Annotated in this window: 14 protein-coding genes and 1 pseudogene; 10 read left to right on the top strand and 5 right to left on the bottom strand. The window is 67.8% G+C overall.

Going from position 1 to position 18392, the window contains the following annotated elements:
- Positions 1-367: 367 nt before the first annotated feature.
- From ACY1JX_RS15970 to ACY1JX_RS15980, 3 genes are all read right to left on the bottom strand, one after another.
- Complete coding sequence (locus ACY1JX_RS15970; RefSeq protein ID WP_462564559.1) at positions 368-1612, bottom strand: IS256 family transposase; 1245 nt, start codon at positions 1610-1612, stop codon at positions 368-370.
- A gap of 360 nt (positions 1613-1972) precedes the next feature.
- Entirely contained in the window at positions 1973-3766 is a 1794-nt protein-coding gene (locus tag ACY1JX_RS15975; protein ID WP_462564579.1) for a sigma-54-dependent Fis family transcriptional regulator, read from the bottom strand.
- Positions 3767-3837: 71 nt separating this feature from the next.
- On the bottom strand, positions 3838-4920 hold the full coding sequence (locus ACY1JX_RS15980) for an alcohol dehydrogenase (RefSeq protein ID WP_107767091.1): 1083 nt from the start codon (positions 4918-4920) through the stop codon (positions 3838-3840).
- A 285-nt stretch (positions 4921-5205) separates the two neighbouring features.
- On the opposite strand from ACY1JX_RS15980, the gene ACY1JX_RS15985 reads away from it, so the two are divergent.
- The 5 genes and pseudogenes from ACY1JX_RS15985 to ACY1JX_RS16005 all read left to right on the top strand — a co-directional run bounded on the left by ACY1JX_RS15985 (position 5206) and on the right by ACY1JX_RS16005 (position 11084).
- On the top strand, positions 5206-6105 hold the full coding sequence (locus tag ACY1JX_RS15985; RefSeq protein ID WP_462564580.1) for an alpha/beta hydrolase: 900 nt from the start codon (positions 5206-5208) through the stop codon (positions 6103-6105).
- Positions 6106-6146: 41 nt separating this feature from the next.
- Positions 6147-7760 carry a flavin-containing monooxygenase gene (locus tag ACY1JX_RS15990; RefSeq protein ID WP_462564581.1) on the top strand — a complete coding sequence of 538 codons (1614 nt, stop codon included), beginning with the start codon at positions 6147-6149 and terminating at the stop codon, positions 7758-7760.
- Positions 7761-7916: 156 nt separating this feature from the next.
- Positions 7917-9392 carry an NAD-dependent succinate-semialdehyde dehydrogenase gene (locus tag ACY1JX_RS15995; protein WP_462564582.1) on the top strand — a complete coding sequence of 492 codons (1476 nt, stop codon included), beginning with the start codon at positions 7917-7919 and terminating at the stop codon, positions 9390-9392.
- Positions 9393-9523: 131 nt separating this feature from the next.
- Positions 9524-10275, top strand: a pseudogene (locus ACY1JX_RS16000) (glucose 1-dehydrogenase).
- Positions 10276-10607: 332 nt separating this feature from the next.
- On the top strand, positions 10608-11084 hold the full coding sequence (locus ACY1JX_RS16005; RefSeq protein ID WP_199907615.1) for a MaoC/PaaZ C-terminal domain-containing protein: 477 nt from the start codon (positions 10608-10610) through the stop codon (positions 11082-11084).
- Between the two features lie 434 nt (positions 11085-11518).
- On the opposite strand, the gene glnA is transcribed toward ACY1JX_RS16005, so the two are convergent.
- Positions 11519-12940 carry a type I glutamate--ammonia ligase gene (gene glnA / locus ACY1JX_RS16010; RefSeq protein ID WP_462564583.1) on the bottom strand — a complete coding sequence of 474 codons (1422 nt, stop codon included), beginning with the start codon at positions 12938-12940 and terminating at the stop codon, positions 11519-11521.
- Positions 12941-13102: 162 nt separating this feature from the next.
- Entirely contained in the window at positions 13103-14224 is a 1122-nt protein-coding gene (locus tag ACY1JX_RS16015; protein ID WP_462564584.1) for a CHAP domain-containing protein, read from the bottom strand.
- Between the two features lie 362 nt (positions 14225-14586).
- On the opposite strand from ACY1JX_RS16015, the gene ACY1JX_RS16020 reads away from it, so the two are divergent.
- From ACY1JX_RS16020 to ACY1JX_RS16040, 5 genes are all read left to right on the top strand, one after another.
- Positions 14587-15099, top strand: a complete 513-nt coding sequence (locus ACY1JX_RS16020; RefSeq protein WP_462564585.1) for a hypothetical protein — start codon at positions 14587-14589, stop codon at positions 15097-15099.
- Positions 15100-15242: 143 nt separating this feature from the next.
- Positions 15243-16454: a CpaF family protein gene (locus tag ACY1JX_RS16025; RefSeq protein ID WP_462564586.1), complete on the top strand. Its 1212-nt coding sequence runs from the start codon at positions 15243-15245 to the stop codon at positions 16452-16454.
- Positions 16442-17296 carry a type II secretion system F family protein gene (locus ACY1JX_RS16030; protein WP_462564587.1) on the top strand — a complete coding sequence of 285 codons (855 nt, stop codon included), beginning with the start codon at positions 16442-16444 and terminating at the stop codon, positions 17294-17296. Before ACY1JX_RS16025 ends, ACY1JX_RS16030 begins: the two co-directional genes overlap by 13 nt.
- A complete protein-coding gene (locus ACY1JX_RS16035) occupies positions 17293-18201 on the top strand; it encodes a type II secretion system F family protein (protein WP_462564588.1) in 909 nt (302 codons plus the stop codon). The genes ACY1JX_RS16030 and ACY1JX_RS16035 overlap by 4 nt, the downstream gene beginning before the upstream one ends.
- A 15-nt stretch (positions 18202-18216) precedes the next feature.
- On the top strand, positions 18217-18390 hold the full coding sequence (locus ACY1JX_RS16040) for a hypothetical protein (RefSeq protein WP_181756722.1): 174 nt from the start codon (positions 18217-18219) through the stop codon (positions 18388-18390).
- Positions 18391-18392: the final 2 nt, after the last annotated feature.

Here is an 18392-nt window from a genome sequence, read left to right on the forward strand (position 1 = left end):
CGACGGCGTACCCGAAGATTTCGGCTCCTCCTGTCGAGAAGCTGACGCGCCTGACACCGCTCCCAGGCTTGGGCAGCGGCGCTACCAGATCATCGACGGGTCGAGGCCGTCCCGGTCAACATCGCGGGCCGTATAGCCGCGCTGCGGGCCTTCGATGTCCGCATCGCCTACACCCCAGCGCCAACAGCCCCGTCGGCAAAACCATCACCCCGCACTGGGGCAGCCTTGTTCCGGCTCGCAGAGATGAACGCCCAGAATGCGAGGCCATCCCGCGCTGCCGGCGCGCTTCATCGCCCGGCCGGTGAGGGCCGGTCTGCGGTCAAGTCCCATTGAGTGGTGTACGACGGTGATTCGTCGTTGATGGTGGTCAGGCGCTGATCGCGCCGGCGGTGATGGTGTCCTCCTCGGGGTCGTTGCTGGTGATGAGGGTGAGGCGGCTCTTGGCGAGGACGTCGAGTCCGAGGTAGCGGCGTCCGTCGGCCCATTCGTCGTTCTGCTCGGCCAGGACGGCACCGACGAGGCGGATGATGGAGGTCCGGTCGGGGAAGATCCCGACGACATCGGTGCGCCGGCGGATCTCGCGGTTGAGCCGTTCGTTGGGGTTGTTGGACCAGATCTGACGCCACACCGCCTTGGGGAACCCAGTGAACGCGAGGACGTCGTCGCGGTGCTGGTCGAGGTGGGCGTGGACCTCGGGCAGGGAGGTCTCGATCTGGTCGAGGAGCTTGTCGTACTGATGCTGCACAGCATCTGCGTCGATCTGGTCGAACACGCTGTGCAGCATCGCCTTGACCCCGCCCCAGGCGTGCTTGGGACAGATCGACATCAGGTTCGCGGTGTAGTGGGTGCGACACCGTTGCCACGACGCCCCGGGCAGGGCGGCGCCGATCGCGTCGACGAGCCCGGCGTGCGCGTCGCTGGTCACCAGCGCGACCCCGGACAGGCCACGGGCGACGAGGTCCTTGAAGAAGGTGTTCCAGCCGGCACCGGACTCCGCGGTCGAGGTGGCCACGCCGAGGATCTCGCGGAACCCGTCGGCGTTGACGCCGGTGGCGACCATGACCGCGATCTTGATGACCCGCCCGCCTTCGCGGACCTTCATCGTGAGCGCGTCGGCGGCCACGAACGTGTACGGGCCGGCGTCGAGGGGGCGTTCGCGGAAGTCGCGGACCAGCTCGTCGAGATCCCGCGCCATCACACTGACCTGGGACTTCGATAGTCCGGTGATCCCGAGTGACTGCACCAGCCGGTCCATCCGCCTGGTCGAGACACCGAGCAGGTAGCAGGTTGCGACCACGCTGGTGAGTGCGGCTTCGGCGCGGCGGCGTCGCTCGAGGAGCCACTCGGGGAAGTAGGAGCCCTCCCGGAGCTTGGGGATCGCGACGTCGAGGGTTCCGATGCGGGTGTCGAGGTCGCGGTGCCGGTAGCCGTTGCGGCGGTTCGACCGCTCGGGGTCACGGGTGCCGTAGGCCGCACCGCAGACACTGTCCGCGTCCGCGGACAGCAGCGTGTTGACGAAGCCCTGCATCAGCTCACGCAGCAGGTCGGGGCTGGCCTGGGCCAGGTGCTCGTGCAGGAACTCGGCGGGGTCGATACTGGGTCCAGCGGTCATCGCTGTGCCTCTCTTCGAGTGGGTTGTAGGAGATTCCTCGAAGAATCACGCGGTGACCGCGCCAGCGTCTACGCCCGGGCCGTCACCACGTCGTACACCACTCTGCAGGACGCAACTCCGGTCTGCTGTCTCCAGAGCGCACCAGAGGCAGACCGCGCCGCCACTGGTCAGTGACTTCGTTCCGTGGGCCTGAGGTGACCCCGGCCCCCGTGCGACGAAGACACAACCCGCACGGCAGCGTCCTCTTGGTGGCCGTCCAGGTGTACGTCTGCCGCGGCGTGAAGTCGCCCCGACACCGATCGGGCGCTTCACGCGGTGCGGCGGCAGATGGCCGACGCGGACTGCCTGGTAGGGCAGGGGCTACCCCTCGTTGAGCCCGAAGCCGCCCTCAGCCGACGGGTTGTGGGAGGGGGCCATCTGTTCAGGGCATTCGATATGGAGTGACCGGATCTTGCGGTACAAGGTGGTCCGCCCGATGCCCAAGAGCTCGGCAGCCTTGGAGCGGTTGCCGCCGGCTTCCTCAAGCGCCGCTAGGATCGCGTCGCGCTCCGCTCGCTCGTACCCGCTGAACTGGCGTCCTCGAGCCGCATCACGAAGCCAGATGGGCAGCTGCTCCAACTGGATCAGCCAACCAGGCCTCGAGGCCGCGACCTCGACCATTGCTTGGCGCAGTTGACGGCAGTTACCCGGCCAGGAGAACGTCATCAGCGCCTGCCGAGCCGCGGATGAGAAGGTGGTGCTCGGTGCGATGCCCGGCAGGCCGGACAAGATGGCCCGGGCGACCTCGGGAATGTGCTCTTTCATGTGGACGAGCTCGGGCAGGCACACCATGGTCGCGGTGTGCCGGACAAGCTCGGCTACCTCGTCGGGTGCTTGCTTGAGGTTCGCAACCAGAATCAGCCGGCCGGGTCCGGTTCCTGTGCCATCCGGAGCGGTGGTGGCGATACAGGTGAGTGCCTTGAGCTCGGTGGTCGCGCCGGCGTGCAGATCCTCGAGGTGACGAAGGATCACCTGGCCGCCGCTGGTCAGGGTGTTCGTGGCCTCGGTGAACCACCTCCGGTCGGTCTGGTCGCGGCCGGCGAGGTCGAGGTCGCGCACGGGGCGGTCCGGGTCGAGCGCAGCAATCCGCAAGGCGACGTGGTGTTTCCCGGTGCCGGGGAGGCCGTCGAGGGCGATCGGGCCGGACAGCTGGGCGGTGTAGTGCAACCGGTCATCGATCGCAGGCACTGGATGCAGGGACCCGGGGGGTGCAGCGTCAGCGCTGCGGGATGCCGGGGGGGAATGAGACTGGTGGCGGAACTCCAGCCGAAAGGCGTCGCCGGTCGGGTCCGTGATCCGATGTGCCACCGCGAGCACGCGCCCGGCGGGCAGGTCCAGCTCAATCGTCTGCGGGTCCGCGCTCCAGCATCGACCGCTCACGGCCTGCCAGAGCAGCGGGTGCTGCTCGGGGGTGACGAACTCCAGCCCGGCGGTGTTGGACAGCACCGCGTCGGAGGTCAGCACCACCATCGGCGCCCGATGCTGGCCAGACCTGGGCGCCAGGGCGGCGAACAGCGCCCGGTTGCGTCCGCCGTCGAGGTCGGCCATCACCTGTTCGAGCTGCCGCGCGGCGTTCACCGCGAGGGTCAGCATCATCGGGTTGGTGGTCTCGGCCGCGCAGGTCAGCGCAAGGGAGCCGACCACACGGCCGGTGTGGGCCATGCGAATGGGTGCGCCCGCGCAGGTCAACGGCTCGAGCAGATCGTTGAAGTGTTCACCGCCGCGCACGAACAGTGCGGACTTGTCCTCCAATACGGTGCCGATCGCGTTGGTGCCGATCGCGCGTTCGGAGAAGTCGAAGCCCTCGGCGGCGCATGCGGTGTCTAACTTGTTGCGCTCGGCCCTGCTGCCGGCCCGGCGGGACAAGATTCGGCCCTGGTGGTCGCTGAGGAAGATCGCGACGCCGAGCCCGTCGAGGTCTTCCTGGAGCCGATCGAGCACCGGACCCGCGGAGCGGCACAGCAGCTCCGAGCGCCCGCGCGGGTCCAGGTAGTGGAGCGCGATCCTCTCGGTCGGAACCGCCTGGCTGGCGGCCCGCCGCCAACTGCGCAGGATCGGGTCCCGTACGGATCCGGTCGCCTCGCTGTATCGCTGCGGACCTTGACGCAACAGCAAGTCCCGGGCCTGCCGCAGGTCGTCTAGGTTAGGGATCGCCGATAGTTGCCCCATTGCATTCCTCCGGGGGTTCAACTCACCGGCGCGGGCGCTTGGTCCGCGGACAACACAATCCGTCCAGCCACCTTCCGCTCGATCAGTCGAGCGAGCGAGTCGGCGACCCCGCCGGCGTCAAGTCTACCGCTGATGATGGGGATGTGCGGCACAGTCCCAGCTTTGGCGAGATCGACCAGTTCTTCTAGCTCGGCAAGGTTGCCGACGTAGCTGCCCTGGAGCGTGAGCATCTTGAGCGGCAGCAGGACGGTGGGGATCGTGAGCTCGCCGCCGAAGAGCCCGACATGGACGAGCAGGCCGCCCTTGCGCAGCGCATCGAAGCCGTGGATGGCCGTCGAGGTCCCGTTGACGAAGTCGATCACCGCCGCGACTGGGCCCCCAGCGGCCTCCACGATGGCGGCGGCCAGGGCGGGGGAGTCAGCGAGCACGGTCCTGGTGGCGCCCATCTCCATGGCCATCTCGAGGTTCGGCTCGGACAGGTCCACCGCGATGGTGTGGCGATGCCCTCTCGCCTGGAGCATGGCGATGGCGGTCAGTCCCAACCCGCCGGCACCGATGATGACGACCGGCTCGTCCGGGTCCACGTGGCTCACCTTGTTGACCGCGCTGTAGGAACTCAGCCCAGAACAGGCGAGCGTGGCTGCCCAAGCCGGGTCGAGTCCCCTGATGTCGACGAGGTACCTCTCGTGTGGCACCGAGATGTACTCCGCGTAGCCCCCGTGGCACTGCACGCCGAGCATCCGGCCGTTGCCGCAGGCGTTGTCGTGACCGTCGCGGCATGTCGAGCACTCCCCGCACCCGATCCACGGGAAGACGAGCAACGTCTGTCCGACGAGCTCGGGGGATGCCTCGGGACCCACCTGTGCCACCGTGCCGACGACCTCGTGGCCGAGTACAAGCGGGTAGGGAACTCCGCGGTCCTTCAACAACATCATGCCCTGGGTGCCGAGGTCGTAACCGCCCTCGAGCAGGTGGGTGTCGGAATGACACACGCCGGCGTGCAGCACACGGAGCACCACCTCCGAACCGACCGGCGCGGGCCTCGGGAGGGTGATCTCGGCGATCTCCTTGGTGCCCTCGAGCACTGCGTACGCCTTCATGTCCTCGACCTCCAAGAGCTGTCTCCCCCGCACGGGCGATATGACCACGATCACACCGGGGATTCAGAAAGTCCAATACACAATGGCGACCCTATCGATACCCGTGAAGCAATAATCGGCGATCCCTTGGATGCGGCGCCCGGAGCATTCCCGGTTGCGCGGAGGTGTCGAGGTGATTGCCGCGGCGTTTCATATCGGAACACCCATCGGTGTTGCGCCCATCACACACTGAGGCATGTCAGTCGCCCAGGGCACTCCTGGGACTCTTACGCGAAAGGCGACGCAATGACCATCTCCGCTGAGGCTAGTTACCTGGAGGCGCTCTACCGCGACTGGACCGGTCGTATGGCGGCCGACCCGCAGATGTCCATCGCCATGCTGCGCAGCCTCTTCGACGAGTGGCACCAGCCCACCTTGGAGCCTGAAGGTGTCACGTACCGGTCCGACACCCTCGGTGGGGTCGAGGGCATCTGGGCGCTGCCGGTCGAGGCCGAGACCTCGAAGGTGGTCCTCTACACCCACGGGGGAGGCTTCGCGGTCGGCTCCGCGGCCAGCCACCGCAAGCTCGCCGGGCACCTGGCCAAGGCCATGGGCGCGATCGCCCTGGTCCTCGACTACCGACGAGCCCCAGAACACCCGTTCCCCGCACAGATCGAGGACGCCACCGCGGTCTACCGCGCGCTCCTGGAGAGGGGCTATGCGTCGGGGAGCATCGTCACCGCCGGGGACTCGGCCGGCGGCAACCTGGCCATCTCCACCGTGCTCAAACTCCGCGAGGACGGCACCGCGCTGCCCGGTGCGGTGGTCGCGTTCTCGCCCTGGCTCGATATGGAGCACGCCGGGGACACCCTGGTCAGCAACGCAGCCACCGACGGTTTGGTGAGCCGCGAAATCCTGGAAGGGATGTCGGGAATGTTCCTCGGCGAGACCAGCAAGCCCGACGACCCGCTCGCCAACCCGCTGTACGCCGACTACACCGGCTTCCCCCGGCTCTACCTGACCGCAGGATCGGTGGAGACGCTGCTGGACAACTCCACCCGGCTCGCCGACCGCGCCACCGCAGCCGGGGTCGACGTGACCTTGTCCGTCGTCGACGGCATGCAGCACGTCTTCCCCATCCTTGCCGGCCGGGCCCCGGAGGCCGACGCGGAACTCGCCCGCGTCGGCGCCTGGTACCGCCGCTGACCACCCACCCGCCCCACACGTAACAGAAGGAAGCGACCTCCATGACCACACACCATGATGCGATCGTGATCGGCGCCGGATTCGGCGGCATCTACATGCTCCACAAGCTACGCAACGAGCTTGGCCTCTCCGTGAAGGCCTTCGAGAAGGGTGGCGGTATCGGCGGCACCTGGTACTTCAACAAGTACCCGGGCGCCAAGTCCGACACCGAGGGCTTCGTCTACCGCTACTCCTTCGACAAGGACCTGCTGCAGGACTACGACTGGCACACCCGCTACCTGGACCAGCCCGACATCCTGGCCTACCTCAACCACGTCGTGGACCGCTTCGACCTGCGCCGCGACATCCAGCTGAACACAGAGGTCACCGGCGCCGTGTTCGATGAGGACACCAACCTGTGGACCGTCACCACCGCGAACGGCACGCAGTTCACCAGCCGCTACGTCGTCAACGCCCTGGGTCTCCTCGCCAAGACCAACATCCCCGACATCCCGGGCATCGACAGCTTCCGGGGCGTCATCACTCACACCAACGCCTGGCCCGACGACCTGGACATCACCGGCAAGCGCGTCGGCGTGGTCGGCACCGGGTCGACCGGCACCCAGTTCATCGTCGCCGCCGGCAAGATGGCCGGCCACCTCACCGTCTTCCAGCGCTCGCCGCAGTACATCGTGCCGTCCGGCAACGGTCCCGTGGACCGGGTGGAGGTCGAACAGACAAAGCAGAACTTCGACGCGATCTGGGATCAGGTCCGCGGCTCCGTGGTCGCCTTCGGCTTCGAGGAGAGTGCCGTGGAGGCCATGAGCGTCTCGGAGGAGGAGCGGCGCCGGGTGTTCCAGGAGAACTGGGACAAGGGCAACGGCTTCCGGTTCATGTTCGGCACATTCTGCGACATCGCCACCAACCCGGAGGCGAACGCTGCGGCCGCGGAGTTTATCCGCTCCAAGATCGCCGAAATCGTCGAGGACCCGGAGACCGCGCGCAAGCTCACCCCGGTCGACCTCTACGCCAAGCGCCCGCTGTGCAACGAGGGCTACTACGAGACCTTCAACCGGGACAACGTCGAGCTGATCTCGATCAAGGAGAACCCCATCGAGGAGATCACACCAGCCGGCGTGCGCACCTCCGACGGAGTCCTGCACGAGCTCGACGTCCTGGTCCTCGCCACCGGTTTCGACGCGGTCGACGGCAACTACCGGGCTATCGACCTGCGCGGTCGCGGCGGGCAGCACATCAACGAGCACTGGAAAGACGGCCCGACCAGCTATCTCGGCGTGTCCAAGGCCGGCTTCCCGAACATGTTCATGATCCTCGGACCCAACGGCCCCTTCACCAACCTGCCACCGAGCATCGAGACGCAGGTCGAGTGGATCAGCGAACTGATCAGCCACGCCGAGCGCAACGGCGCGCGAACCGTCGAACCGACCCGGGAAGCCGAGGACGGCTGGACCGCCACCTGCATCGAGATCGCCAACATGACCCTCTTCCCGAAGGCCGATTCGTGGATCTTCGGGGCGAACATCCCGGGCAAGAAGCGCGCGGTCATGTTCTTCCTGGGTGGGCTCGTCAACTACCGCGCCCAGCTCGCCGACGTCCAAAGCGACGGCTTCCGCGGGTTCGAGTTCGACAAAGTGCGCGAGGCGTCCTTGGCCTGACGCGCGGCCCGGGCCGAGGGACCTCCTTGGCCTGGGCGCCCAGGGAGTCCCGAACGGTTACGCGGGCATTCCGCCAGAGCGCGCCAGCGCCGCCAATCGATCGTCACCGGCCTAAGCCGTCGTCCACCGCCCTCCCGCAGGAAAGGCAGAGAGCACGTGTCCCGCACGATCACCATTCAGTTTCCCGGCACGGAACGACGCCACACTGTGCATGCTGGCATCCACATCAACGGTGAATGGGTCGACCTCGCCGATACGTTCGCCGTGGTCGACCCCGCGACCGGAGATGAGTTCGCCGCCGTCTCAGACGGTCGCGCGAGGCATGCGATGGACGCGCTGGACGCGGCCCACGCCGCACAGGGCTCCTGGGCGGACTTCGCACCTCGGGTTCGCGCGGACCTTCTGCACACGGTCCATCACCTGCTGACCGACCGCGCGGAGGCGTTCATCGACGTGATGGTGCTTGAGGCCGGGAAACCCCGCGCAGAGGCGGCGGGCGAGGTATCCCTCACCCTCGACTTCGTCAAGTGGCTGGCCGAACAGGCGGCCCACGTACATGGTTCCTACGCACGGGCGTCGCGCGGCGACTTCCGGATCATCACCACCACACAGCCGGTCGGACCGAGTCTCCTGGTCTCGCCGTGGAACTTCCCGGTCCTGATCCCCGTTCGCAAGGCGGCCGCGGCACTCGCGGCCGGTTGCACGGCCATCATGAAGCCCGCGGAACAGACCCCGCTCACCGCCGCCCTGTTCATGCAGACCCTGGTCGACGCGGGGCTCCCTGCCGGGGTGATGAACCTCGTCCACACCACGCGTCCGGCAGAACTCTCCGAACGCCTCATGCAGGACCAGCGACTGCGCAAGGTCAGCTTCACCGGATCCGTCGCGGTGGGCTCGCTAATGCTGCGCCAAAGCGCCCGCAACATCACCAGCGTCCAACTCGAGCTCGGCGGAAACGGCCCCTTCATCGTCCTGGACGACGCCGACCTCGACAACGCCGTCGAACAAGCCATCGCCGCCAAGTTCCGCAACGCCGGGCAGGCCTGCGTCGCCGCCAACCGGATCATCCTGCATCAAGCCATCGCAGACGAGTTCACCGAACGATTCCTCGAGCAGACCCGCACCCTCGTGGTCGGCCCCGGCTACCGCAACGGCGTGGACGTGGGACCGATGATCTCCGAAAACCAGCGCAACGCCACCGCCGAGACCGTGGAGTCGATCGTCGGCGAAAAGGCCGAACTGTTAATCGGGGGAAAGCCGATCGGTGGCGACGGCTACTTCTTCGAACCCACCGTGCTGCGGATGCGGGAGAAGGCGCCGGAGTTCTCCTGTCAAGAACTCTTCGCCCCGGTAGCACCGCTGTTCACCGTCAACTCGGTCGACGAAGCGATCGAGTTCGCCAACGACACCGCCTACGGGCTGGCCGGTTACCTATTCACACGGGACCTCTCACGCGCGATCGGCATCAGCGAACGACTCGACGTCGGGATGGTTGGGGTCAACCGCGGCATCATGGCGGACCCCGCAGCACCGTTCGGGGGCGTGAAGACCTCGGGCCTGGGCCGGGAGGGCGGCCACTCGGCGCTCGAGGAGTTCCTCGAGACCAAGTACGTGGCGCTCACCGTGCATTAGTTTGCGGGCCTCAGTCTCAGAAGCCGCGGCTTAACTTCCCAGGCTGATTCACCACATTCACTCCCTCGAACGGCCCAATCCCAGCGCGCGAAGGCGCTTGCGGATCTCACATCAAGTTTGGACGGCAAGTCATGGCACATCGATTGGACGGCAAGGTCGCGATCATCACCGGAGCCGCCCGTGGGCAAGGCGCGGCGGAGGCACGGCTGTTCGCCTCCGAAGGAGCGTCGGTGGTCATCACCGATATCCGCGAGGACGCCTTGGCCACGGTGGAGAAGGAACTCCGCGATGCTAGGGCCTCAGTGCTAGCCACCCGCCTCGACGTCAGCGACGAGGCCAACTGGGAGCGAACCGTTGCCGAAACCCTCGACGTCTTCGACCGGCTCGACATTCTGGTCAACAACGCCGGCATCCTCAACATGGCGGGCGTGGAGGAGACATCGCTTGAGCAGTGGAACCAGATCGTGTCGGTCAACCAGACCGGCGTCTGGCTGGGGATGAAGCACGCCCTGCCGGCCATGCGCCGATCCGGCGGCGGCTCCATATCAACGTCTCCTCGATCTATGGCCTGATCGGCAGCGGGGCCGCTGCTGCCTACCAGGCCACCAAGGGCGCCGTGCGCATCCTCACCAAGACCGCAGCGATCCAGTACGCACCCGAAGGCATCCGGATCAACTCCATCCACCCCGGCGTCATCGACACCGGCATGGTCGAGGAGGAAGTGCCTGCCGAGTTCCAGCCGGCACTGATCGCCGCGACACCACTCGGCCGGATGGGCACGCCCGAAGAGATTGCCTACGGCGCTCTCTTCCTCGCCTCCGACGAATCATCCTTCGCAACAGGATCCGAACTCGTCCTCGACGGCGGCTACACAACCCAATGAGGACCGCTGGGCTGCTGGGCCGCAAGACTGGCCGGGGTTCTACACCTACGCGGTGCTTTGAGCCGCGCGCATGGGTCCTTGACAGCACTGAAAAGTCGGCGGGAGGTCGGCCGCGACTGCAGGTCGACGTCGCGAGCGTTACGGCCGGCTTCCATGCGCGTCTCAGTGCTGGCAACTTGGACGCGGTGGGCCGAGGTCAGTCCTAGTGACTCGTATCGCAGGGGCAACTCGTCGAAAACTCTGAGGCACGACATCGCACCTTGATGACATAAGGATTGCTTCGACGACTGTCAGCCGGCCGCCGCCGGTGACGCCACAGAAAGGGATCGGCTGTGAAGCAGCCCATGGAGTGGGTCTTCGACGACTTCGAGGTGGGCCAGGTCTTCGACAGCCAGCGCCGGACCGTCACCGAAGCCGACGTGATGATGTTCGCCAGCTGGAGCTGGGACACCAACCCGGTGCATACCGATGCGGTCGGACAAGCGCACAGCCGCTTCGGCGGGCCGATCGCACATGGCCTCCTAGGAATGTCGATCGCGATGGGTCTCGTTTCGCGCATCGGGGTCTTTGAAGGTTGCTCAGTCGCGCTGCTCGGTGTAGATGAGTGGCGGTTCGTCGCGCCCATCCGGAGCGGAGACACTCTGGGGGCGAGTGTGGAGATCCTGGCGACGCGCAAGAGTTCGTCAGGACAGAGCGGGATCCTGCAACGCTGGTTCACCCTGGTCAACCAGCACGAGGACGTCGTCCAGCAGGGCCGCATCGATCTTATGGTCAATGCCCGGAGGGCGGACCAGTCGGCACCAACCTGACCGCAGGAAGGGTCGGTGACGAGCACAGCCGCAGCCAAGGGTCACGCCGAGGCGGGCCGTCAGATCAGAGCAAGTCGACGTGCGGCTAAACCCACCCGAATCGCCCCGGGCTTCGTGGAGGCTCTCTCACTCGTTAATGACGGGTATCCTGAGACTGGAAGCGTGGGCGAATTCCTCACCCCGCCGAGCGAATCGGTAGCTTCCGGCCCGAGACCGTAGCTGTTGCGATGTACTTGATGGCATCCAGAGGGGTTTCGGTTCAGATCCCTTCCACGTGGTGAGACTATCCACTGGTCGGCGTAGGAGTGCTGTGAAGCTCCCGGTTCTTCCGGCGAAGACGCTCGGCTGGTGCCACCCGACCGACGACAGCCTCGGCCGTTGCCAACGCCCACGTCGACGCCAACCAGCGAGTTCGAGCAATACGTGAGAAGTGACTACAGGTCGTAGTACAGCTCGAACTCGTGCGGGTGCGGGCGCAGTGCGATCGGCAGGATCTCCTCCTGGCGCTTGTACTCGATCCACGTCTCGATCAGGTCGGGCGTGAACACGTCACCGGCCGTCAGGAACTCGTGGTCGGCCTCGAGCGCGTCGAGAACGGCACCGAGCGAGGTCGGGACCATGTCGATCTCGGCGTACTCCTCGGGCGGCAGCTCGTAGATGTTCTTGTCGATCGGGGCCGGCGGCTCGATCTTGTTCTTGATGCCGTCGATGCCGGCGAGCAGCAGTGCGGAGAACGCGAGGTACGGGTTGCTCGACGGGTCGGGGCAACGGAACTCGATGCGCTTGGCCTTGGCGTTCGCGCCGGTGATCGGGATGCGGACACAGGCCGAGCGGTTGCGAGCCGAGTAGACCAGAGCGATCGGGGCCTCGAAGCCCGGCACCAGACGGCGGTAGGAGTTCACCGACGGGTTGGTGAACGCCAGCAGCGACGGCGCGTGCTTCAGGATGCCGCCGATGTACCAGCGAGCCGTGTCGGACAGTCCGCCGTAGCCGGACTCGTCGTAGAACAGCGGCTCGCCGTTGTTCCAGATCGACTGGTGCACGTGCATGCCCGAGCCGTTGTCGCCGAAGATCGGCTTCGGCATGAAGGTCACGGTCTTGTCCTGGGCCCACGCGGTGTTGCGCACCAGGTACTTGAACTTCATCGTGTCGTCGGCAGCCTTGAGCAGCGTGTCGAAGCGGTAGTTGATCTCGGCCTGGCCGGCGGTGCCGACCTCGTGGTGGCCACGCTCGAGGATGAGGCCCGCGTTCGACAGGTTCGTCATCATGTCGTTGCGCAGGTCCGCGAAGCGGTCGGTCGGCTGGACGGGGAAGTAGCCGCCCTTGTAGCGGACCTTGTAGCCGCGGTTGTCGGCCAGGTCGTCGCCGGTGGACCAGGCGGACTCGGCGGACTGGATCTCGTAGTAGCTCTTGTTCGGGCTGGTGCCGTAGGAGACACGGTCGAAGATGTAGAACTCGGCCTCGGGGGCGAAGAACGCCGTGTCGCCGATGCCGGTGGTCTTGAGGTACGCCTCGGCCTTGCGCGCGATGTTGCGCGGGTCGCGCGAGTAGGCCTCGCCCGTGATCGGGTCGTGGACGAAGAAGTCCATCGCGATCGTCTTGGGGTTGCGGAAGGGGTCGACGTACGCCGTGCCGTAGTCCGGCAGCAGCTTCATGTCCGACTGGTCGATCGTCTGGAACCCGCGGATCGACGAGCCGTCGAACGCGACGCCCTCGGCGGCGGTGTCCTCGTCGAAGCCCGAGATCGGCATCGTGACCTGCTGCTGGATGCCCGGGAGGTCGGTGAATCGGACGTCGATGTACTCGACGCCCTCGTCCCGGACAAACTTGAAGAACTCGTCGGCATTGCCGAACATGTGGCCTCCTCGACCGCGGTGCGGCGGATAGATCGGTGCGGACAGCATCTCCCTGCGTCCACCTAGAGGCTAGGCGGAGGCAGTTTCCCGTCCATCACCGGATTGTTACATGCAGGTTACGCGTGTTCGGCGGGCCGCCGAGGGGCTCGGTTGCCCGCTCACTCAGTACTTCGGGTCGGCGTAGAAGACGACCGCGGACTTGTGCCGCTTGATCACGTGGACGCCGCGGGGATGCTTCGACCCGCCGCCGGAGTCGACGTTGCCCTCGACCATCCAGACGTGGTCGCCCTGGGCCTTCACGACGATTCCGACGTGCGAGGGAGTGCCCTTCGCGAAGTAGCCGATGTAGGCCAGGCGGCCGACCCGAGGCGTCTTCGAGGTGCGTCCGCGCTTGCGCTCGGCTTTGAGCAGCGAGGGGTACGACTTGGCCTTGATCACCGATCCGGGCTTGCCGGCGGCGTGCGCCAGCCAGGACACGAAGTAGCCGCACCACGGGTCGCGGGGGCCCGTGCGACCGATCCACTTGTTGTACTTGCTCTTCCGGGGACTCTTCTCGCGGTAGCCCACCTGCGACTTCGCGACGGCGATCAGGTCGGCGGCGCCGAGCTTCGACGCCACGGCCGACGTCACCGTCTTCTTCGCCTTCTTGTTCACGTAGACCGCACCGGTGCGGAACTGCTGGAGGCAGGCGCCCTCGGGAAGGCCGCACCGGAGGTCGCCGGTCGGGGCGCCGAGCCTGCCGGTGGGGCCACCGTGGGCCCGCATCTGCTTGAGGGCGTGCGTGCGGACGACCGAGGTGCGGGTGCCCCGCTGGACGAGCGTGGCCTTCGTGTAGTCGCGCCAGACGAGGCCGTTGGCGCGCTGGACGCCGCCCTTCGGCGCGCCGAGGAGGAACGACATTGCCTTCGCGCGCGATGCGAGCGTCCGCGTGCCGTAGGTGCGCTTCACGGTGATCTTGGGGGAGTAGCGGACCGAGCTGACGATGGCGCGGTACTTGCCGCTCTTGGGCACCCGCGGCATCCACGAGTACCAGCCGTTCGCCGAGGTCCGCACGGTGGCGACCTTGACGCGGCCCTTGCTCGTGTCGCGGTAGATCCGCACCTTCGTGCGGGCGTGCGGCTTGCCACTCGTGGTCAGCACGCGGCCGCGGAGCCAGAAGTTCTCGCGCGTCAGGACGCGGGTGTCGGCGCCGCTGTTGATGCGGATGCTCACCCAGCGGCCCGACTTCGCGGGCGTGTTGACCGAGGGGGCCGAGGCGGCCGCCGGCGCACGCGAAGCCGTCATGCGGCGGGCCGGCGCGGCGGGCGCGGCGGTCGAAGGTTCGGAGGAAGCAACCGGCGCGGGTTCGGGGCTTGCAGCGTTCTCGGGGAGCGCGGTGACGGCGGGAGTGGACGGGGTCGAGCTCGGTTCGGATTCCGGGGTCTCGGCATGGCTGGGAAGGGCGACAAGGGAGAGGGCGAGGGAGGAGGCGACTGCAATGCTCCACCGACGGGCGACGCGGACCATGCCCACAGCGTGCAACACATCGGTCCCAGACGCATCCTGCGCCCCGGTGTAGCAACCGCCTGGGCAGGTATCGGTCGGAGCGCGCGCCGCTCACCTGGGGAGAGGGCGGGCACGGTGCCCGCGCGCGAAGGAGGCCGACGATGAGGCGTTCAACCATGGTTCCCGCGCTGCTCGGCGCAGTGCTGCTCGTGGGCGGGGTGGCCGCCCCGGCGTCCGCCCAGACCGTCACGAGGAACGACCCGAGCGGCGACGCACCGGCTCGGATCGACATCACGAAGGTGCGGTACTCCCACGAGTCCGACCGCGTGCGCGTCTCCGCGAAGGTCCCCGAGCTCGGGAAGTCCGGCACGGCCGACTTCCTGGTGTCCCGCTACGAGATCTTCGAGGCCGGCTACGTCGTGCGGATCCGTCAGCACAAGGGCCAGCCCGCCAAGGTGAGCCTGCTCTACTTCGACCACTTCGACCTGAAGAAGCGCACCTGCAAGGGCCTGTCCGGCAGCTGGGGTCCCCAGGTGGTCCGGCTCAAGGTGCCGCGGACGTGCCTCAAGGGGCACGCCACGAAGTACGTCTCGACCCAGTTCCTCATCTCGTTCGGCGCGAGCGGTGAGCAGTTCGACGAGGCGCCGATGGTGAAGCGGTTGCGCCGGTCGTAGGCGCTCGGACGAGCCTGGATTCCCCCATCAGGCTCGTCCGTCCCACCGTCCACAGGGTTTGGGACGACGGCTTGCACGCGTCACTGCGAGTTGGGCAGGATCGGGCCCACGTTCGGGTGGGAACGGCTTTCGGGGGGAAGCGAATGGAAGTACTGAGCGATCGCGTGCGCGCGCTCGTCCGTGAGCGACGGATCGATCCGCGCACCGACGTCGAGGCCGTGCACCGGGCCGCCGCCGAGGCGGTTGCGGAGCACGAGCAGCGCAGCCTCACCGGTGCGGTCCGGGCGCTCGACGAGCCCGACCGGGTCGTGGGCGAGCTTGTCTCCGACCTCGTCGGCTTCGGCCCGCTGCAGCGGTTCCTCGACGACCCGGAGGTCGAGGAGGTCTGGGTCAACGAGCCCGACCGGGTCTTCGTCGCCCGCGCCGGCCGGCACGAGCTGACCTCGGTCATGCTGACCACCGCGCAGGTGCGTGAGCTGGTGGAGCGCATGCTGTCGTCCAGTGGCCGACGCCTCGACCTCAGTCAGCCGTTCGTCGACGCCATGCTGCCCGGCGGGCACCGCCTCCACGTGGTGCTCGACGGCATCACCCGCGGGTTCACCGCCGTCAACATCCGCAAGTTCGTCGCCAAGGCGGCGAGCCTCGACGACCTCGTCGCGCTCGGCACCCTCGACGAGCGGTCGGCCGCCTTCCTCACGTCGTGCGTCCAGGCAGGCCTCAACATCGTCGTCAGCGGAGGCACCCAGGCCGGCAAGACCACGCTGCTGAACTGCCTCACCGGCGCGATCCCCGGCACGCAGCGCCTCGTGTCGGTCGAGGAGGTCTTCGAGCTCAGGACCGGGCACCCCGACTGGGTCGCGATGCAGACCCGACAGGCCGGACTGGAGGGCACGGGCGAGATCACGCTCCGCATGCTCGTGAAGGAGGCGCTGCGGATGCGCCCGAACCGCATCATCGTCGGCGAGGTGCGCGCCGAGGAGGCGCTCGACCTCCTGCTCGCGCTGAACTCGGGCCTGCCGGGGATGGCGTCGATCCACGCGAACTCGGCGAAGCAGGCGCTCGTGAAGCTGTGCACCCTGCCGCTGCTCGCCGGTGAGAACGTCTCGGCCGGCTTCGTGGTGCCCACCGTTGCCACGGCGGTCGACATCGTCATCCACACCGGGATCGACACGTCCGGCCGCCGCGCCGTCCGGGAGATCGTCGCCACCACGGGCCGCGCCGAGAACGGGATCATCGAGGCCGAGCCGGTCTTCGTGCGCCGTGGCGGCGTCTTGGTACGAGGGGCGGGGACGCCCCAGCGTCGCGAGGCCTTCGAGGCCGCCGGGATCGATCCGGAGGCGCTGTGGGAACACTGATCGGCCTCGTCTTCGGCATCGGCGTGCTGCTGATCGTGGACAGCCGACATCCTCGGCGGTCGCGCACCGCGCGGCCGGTGCGGCCACCTCGTCTGGCGGGGTTGCTGCAGCGGGCGGGAATGCCCGACGTCGCGCCACTGACGCTGGTACGGGGGTCGCTGGTCCTCGCTGTGGTCGCGGCTCTCGTGGCGTTCACCCTCACCGCGGTTCCGGTGGTGGGCCTGCTGGCGGGCATCGCCGGAGGATGGCTGCCGTTCGCGCTCGTCCGGTCGCGGGCGGGCCGGCGTCAGCGCGAGCACGCCGAGGCCTGGCCCGACGCCGTCGACCACCTCGCCTCCGCAGTCCGAGCGGGATTGTCACTGCCCGAGGCGCTCATCCAGCTGGGGGAGCGGGGGCCAGAGCAGCTGCGCGAGCCGTTCAGCCAGTTCGGGCGCGACTACACGTCCACGGGCCGGTTCGCCGAGAGTCTCGACCGGCTGAAGGCGCGTCTGGCCGATCCCATCGGCGATCGTGTCGTGGAGGCGCTGCGCATCGCCCGCGAGGTGGGTGGCGGCGACCTCGGTCGGCTGCTGCGCTCGCTGTCGGGCTTCCTGCGCGACGACCTGCGCACCCGCGGCGAGCTGGAGTCGCGTCAGTCGTGGACGATCGGCGCCGCCCGGCTCGCGGTGGCGGCGCCCTGGCTCGTCCTGCTGATGATGAGCCTCCAGCGTGACGTCATCGCCCGCTTCGCCACGCCGTCCGGCGTCTTCCTGCTCGTGGCGGGCGCCACGACGTGCCTCGTGGCCTACCGACTGATGCTGCGACTCGGACGGCTCCCCACCGAGCGGCGGATCCTCGCATGACCGGCGCGATCGTCGCGGCCATGTTCACGACGGGGCTGCTGCTCGTCGCCGACGGATGGCGGCGGGCGCGGCGGCCGTCCCTGGCCGATCGCGTCGTGCCCTACGTCCGCGACGTCCACCCCTCCGCGGACCTGCCCGCGAGCCGGGTGATCGACCAGCTCATCGGGCCGTGGTGGCGTCGCCTGACGCGCGCCATCGGCGAGTCGCTCGGCAACAACGCCGCGATCGCCCGGAGGCTGCGTCGGTGTGCCAGCGACGAGACCGTCGAGAGCTTCCGCGTCCGGCAGGCCACGTGGGGAGCGATCGGCCTCGCAGGCGCGGTGGCCGTGTCCATGGTGGCGTGGTCGATCGCTCGGCCTCCGGTCGTCGCGCTGCTGCTGTGGTGCGCTGCCGGGTTGGTTGTGGGCTGCCTCGCCTGCGATCAGTGGCTGTCCTCGTGGGTGCGCACCCACGAGGCCCGGATGCGGGCCGAGTTCCCGACGGTCGCCGACCTGCTGGCACTGTCGGTGGCGGCGGGGGAGAGCCCGGTGGCCTCGATCGATCGCGTCAGTCGCGTCAGTCACGGCGCGCTCTCACTGGAGCTAGGCCGTGTCCTGGCCGAGGTCCGAGCCGGTGCCACGGTCGTCGACGCCCTCGACAGTCTGGCGTCCCGCACCGGCGTGATGAGCGTGGCTCGGTTCGCCGAGGCCCTGGCCGTCGCGATCGACCGTGGCACTCCGCTCATCGACGTCCTGCACGCACAGGCCGCCGACGTCCGTGAGCACGCCCGCCGCGAGCTCATCGAGTCGGGCGGGCGGCGCGAGATCGCGATGATGGTGCCGGTCGTCTTCATGATCCTGCCCATCACGATCGCGTTCGCATTCTTCCCAGGTTTGGCCGGACTCCACCTGTCCTCGGGTGGTTGAGATGAAGGAGACCGCATGACGTCACGGATCGAGCAGCTGCGCCGCCGCCGCCATCACGAGCGAGGTGACGTACCCGGCTGGGTCATGATCACGCTCATGACGGCAGGCATCGTCGTCGGGCTCACCGCGATGGCCGGCCCGAGGCTGTCGGCCATGCTCAACCAGGCGCTGTCGTCCGTCGGCGGCTGAGC

It is taken from the genome of Aeromicrobium sp. JP4, assembly GCF_054957925.1.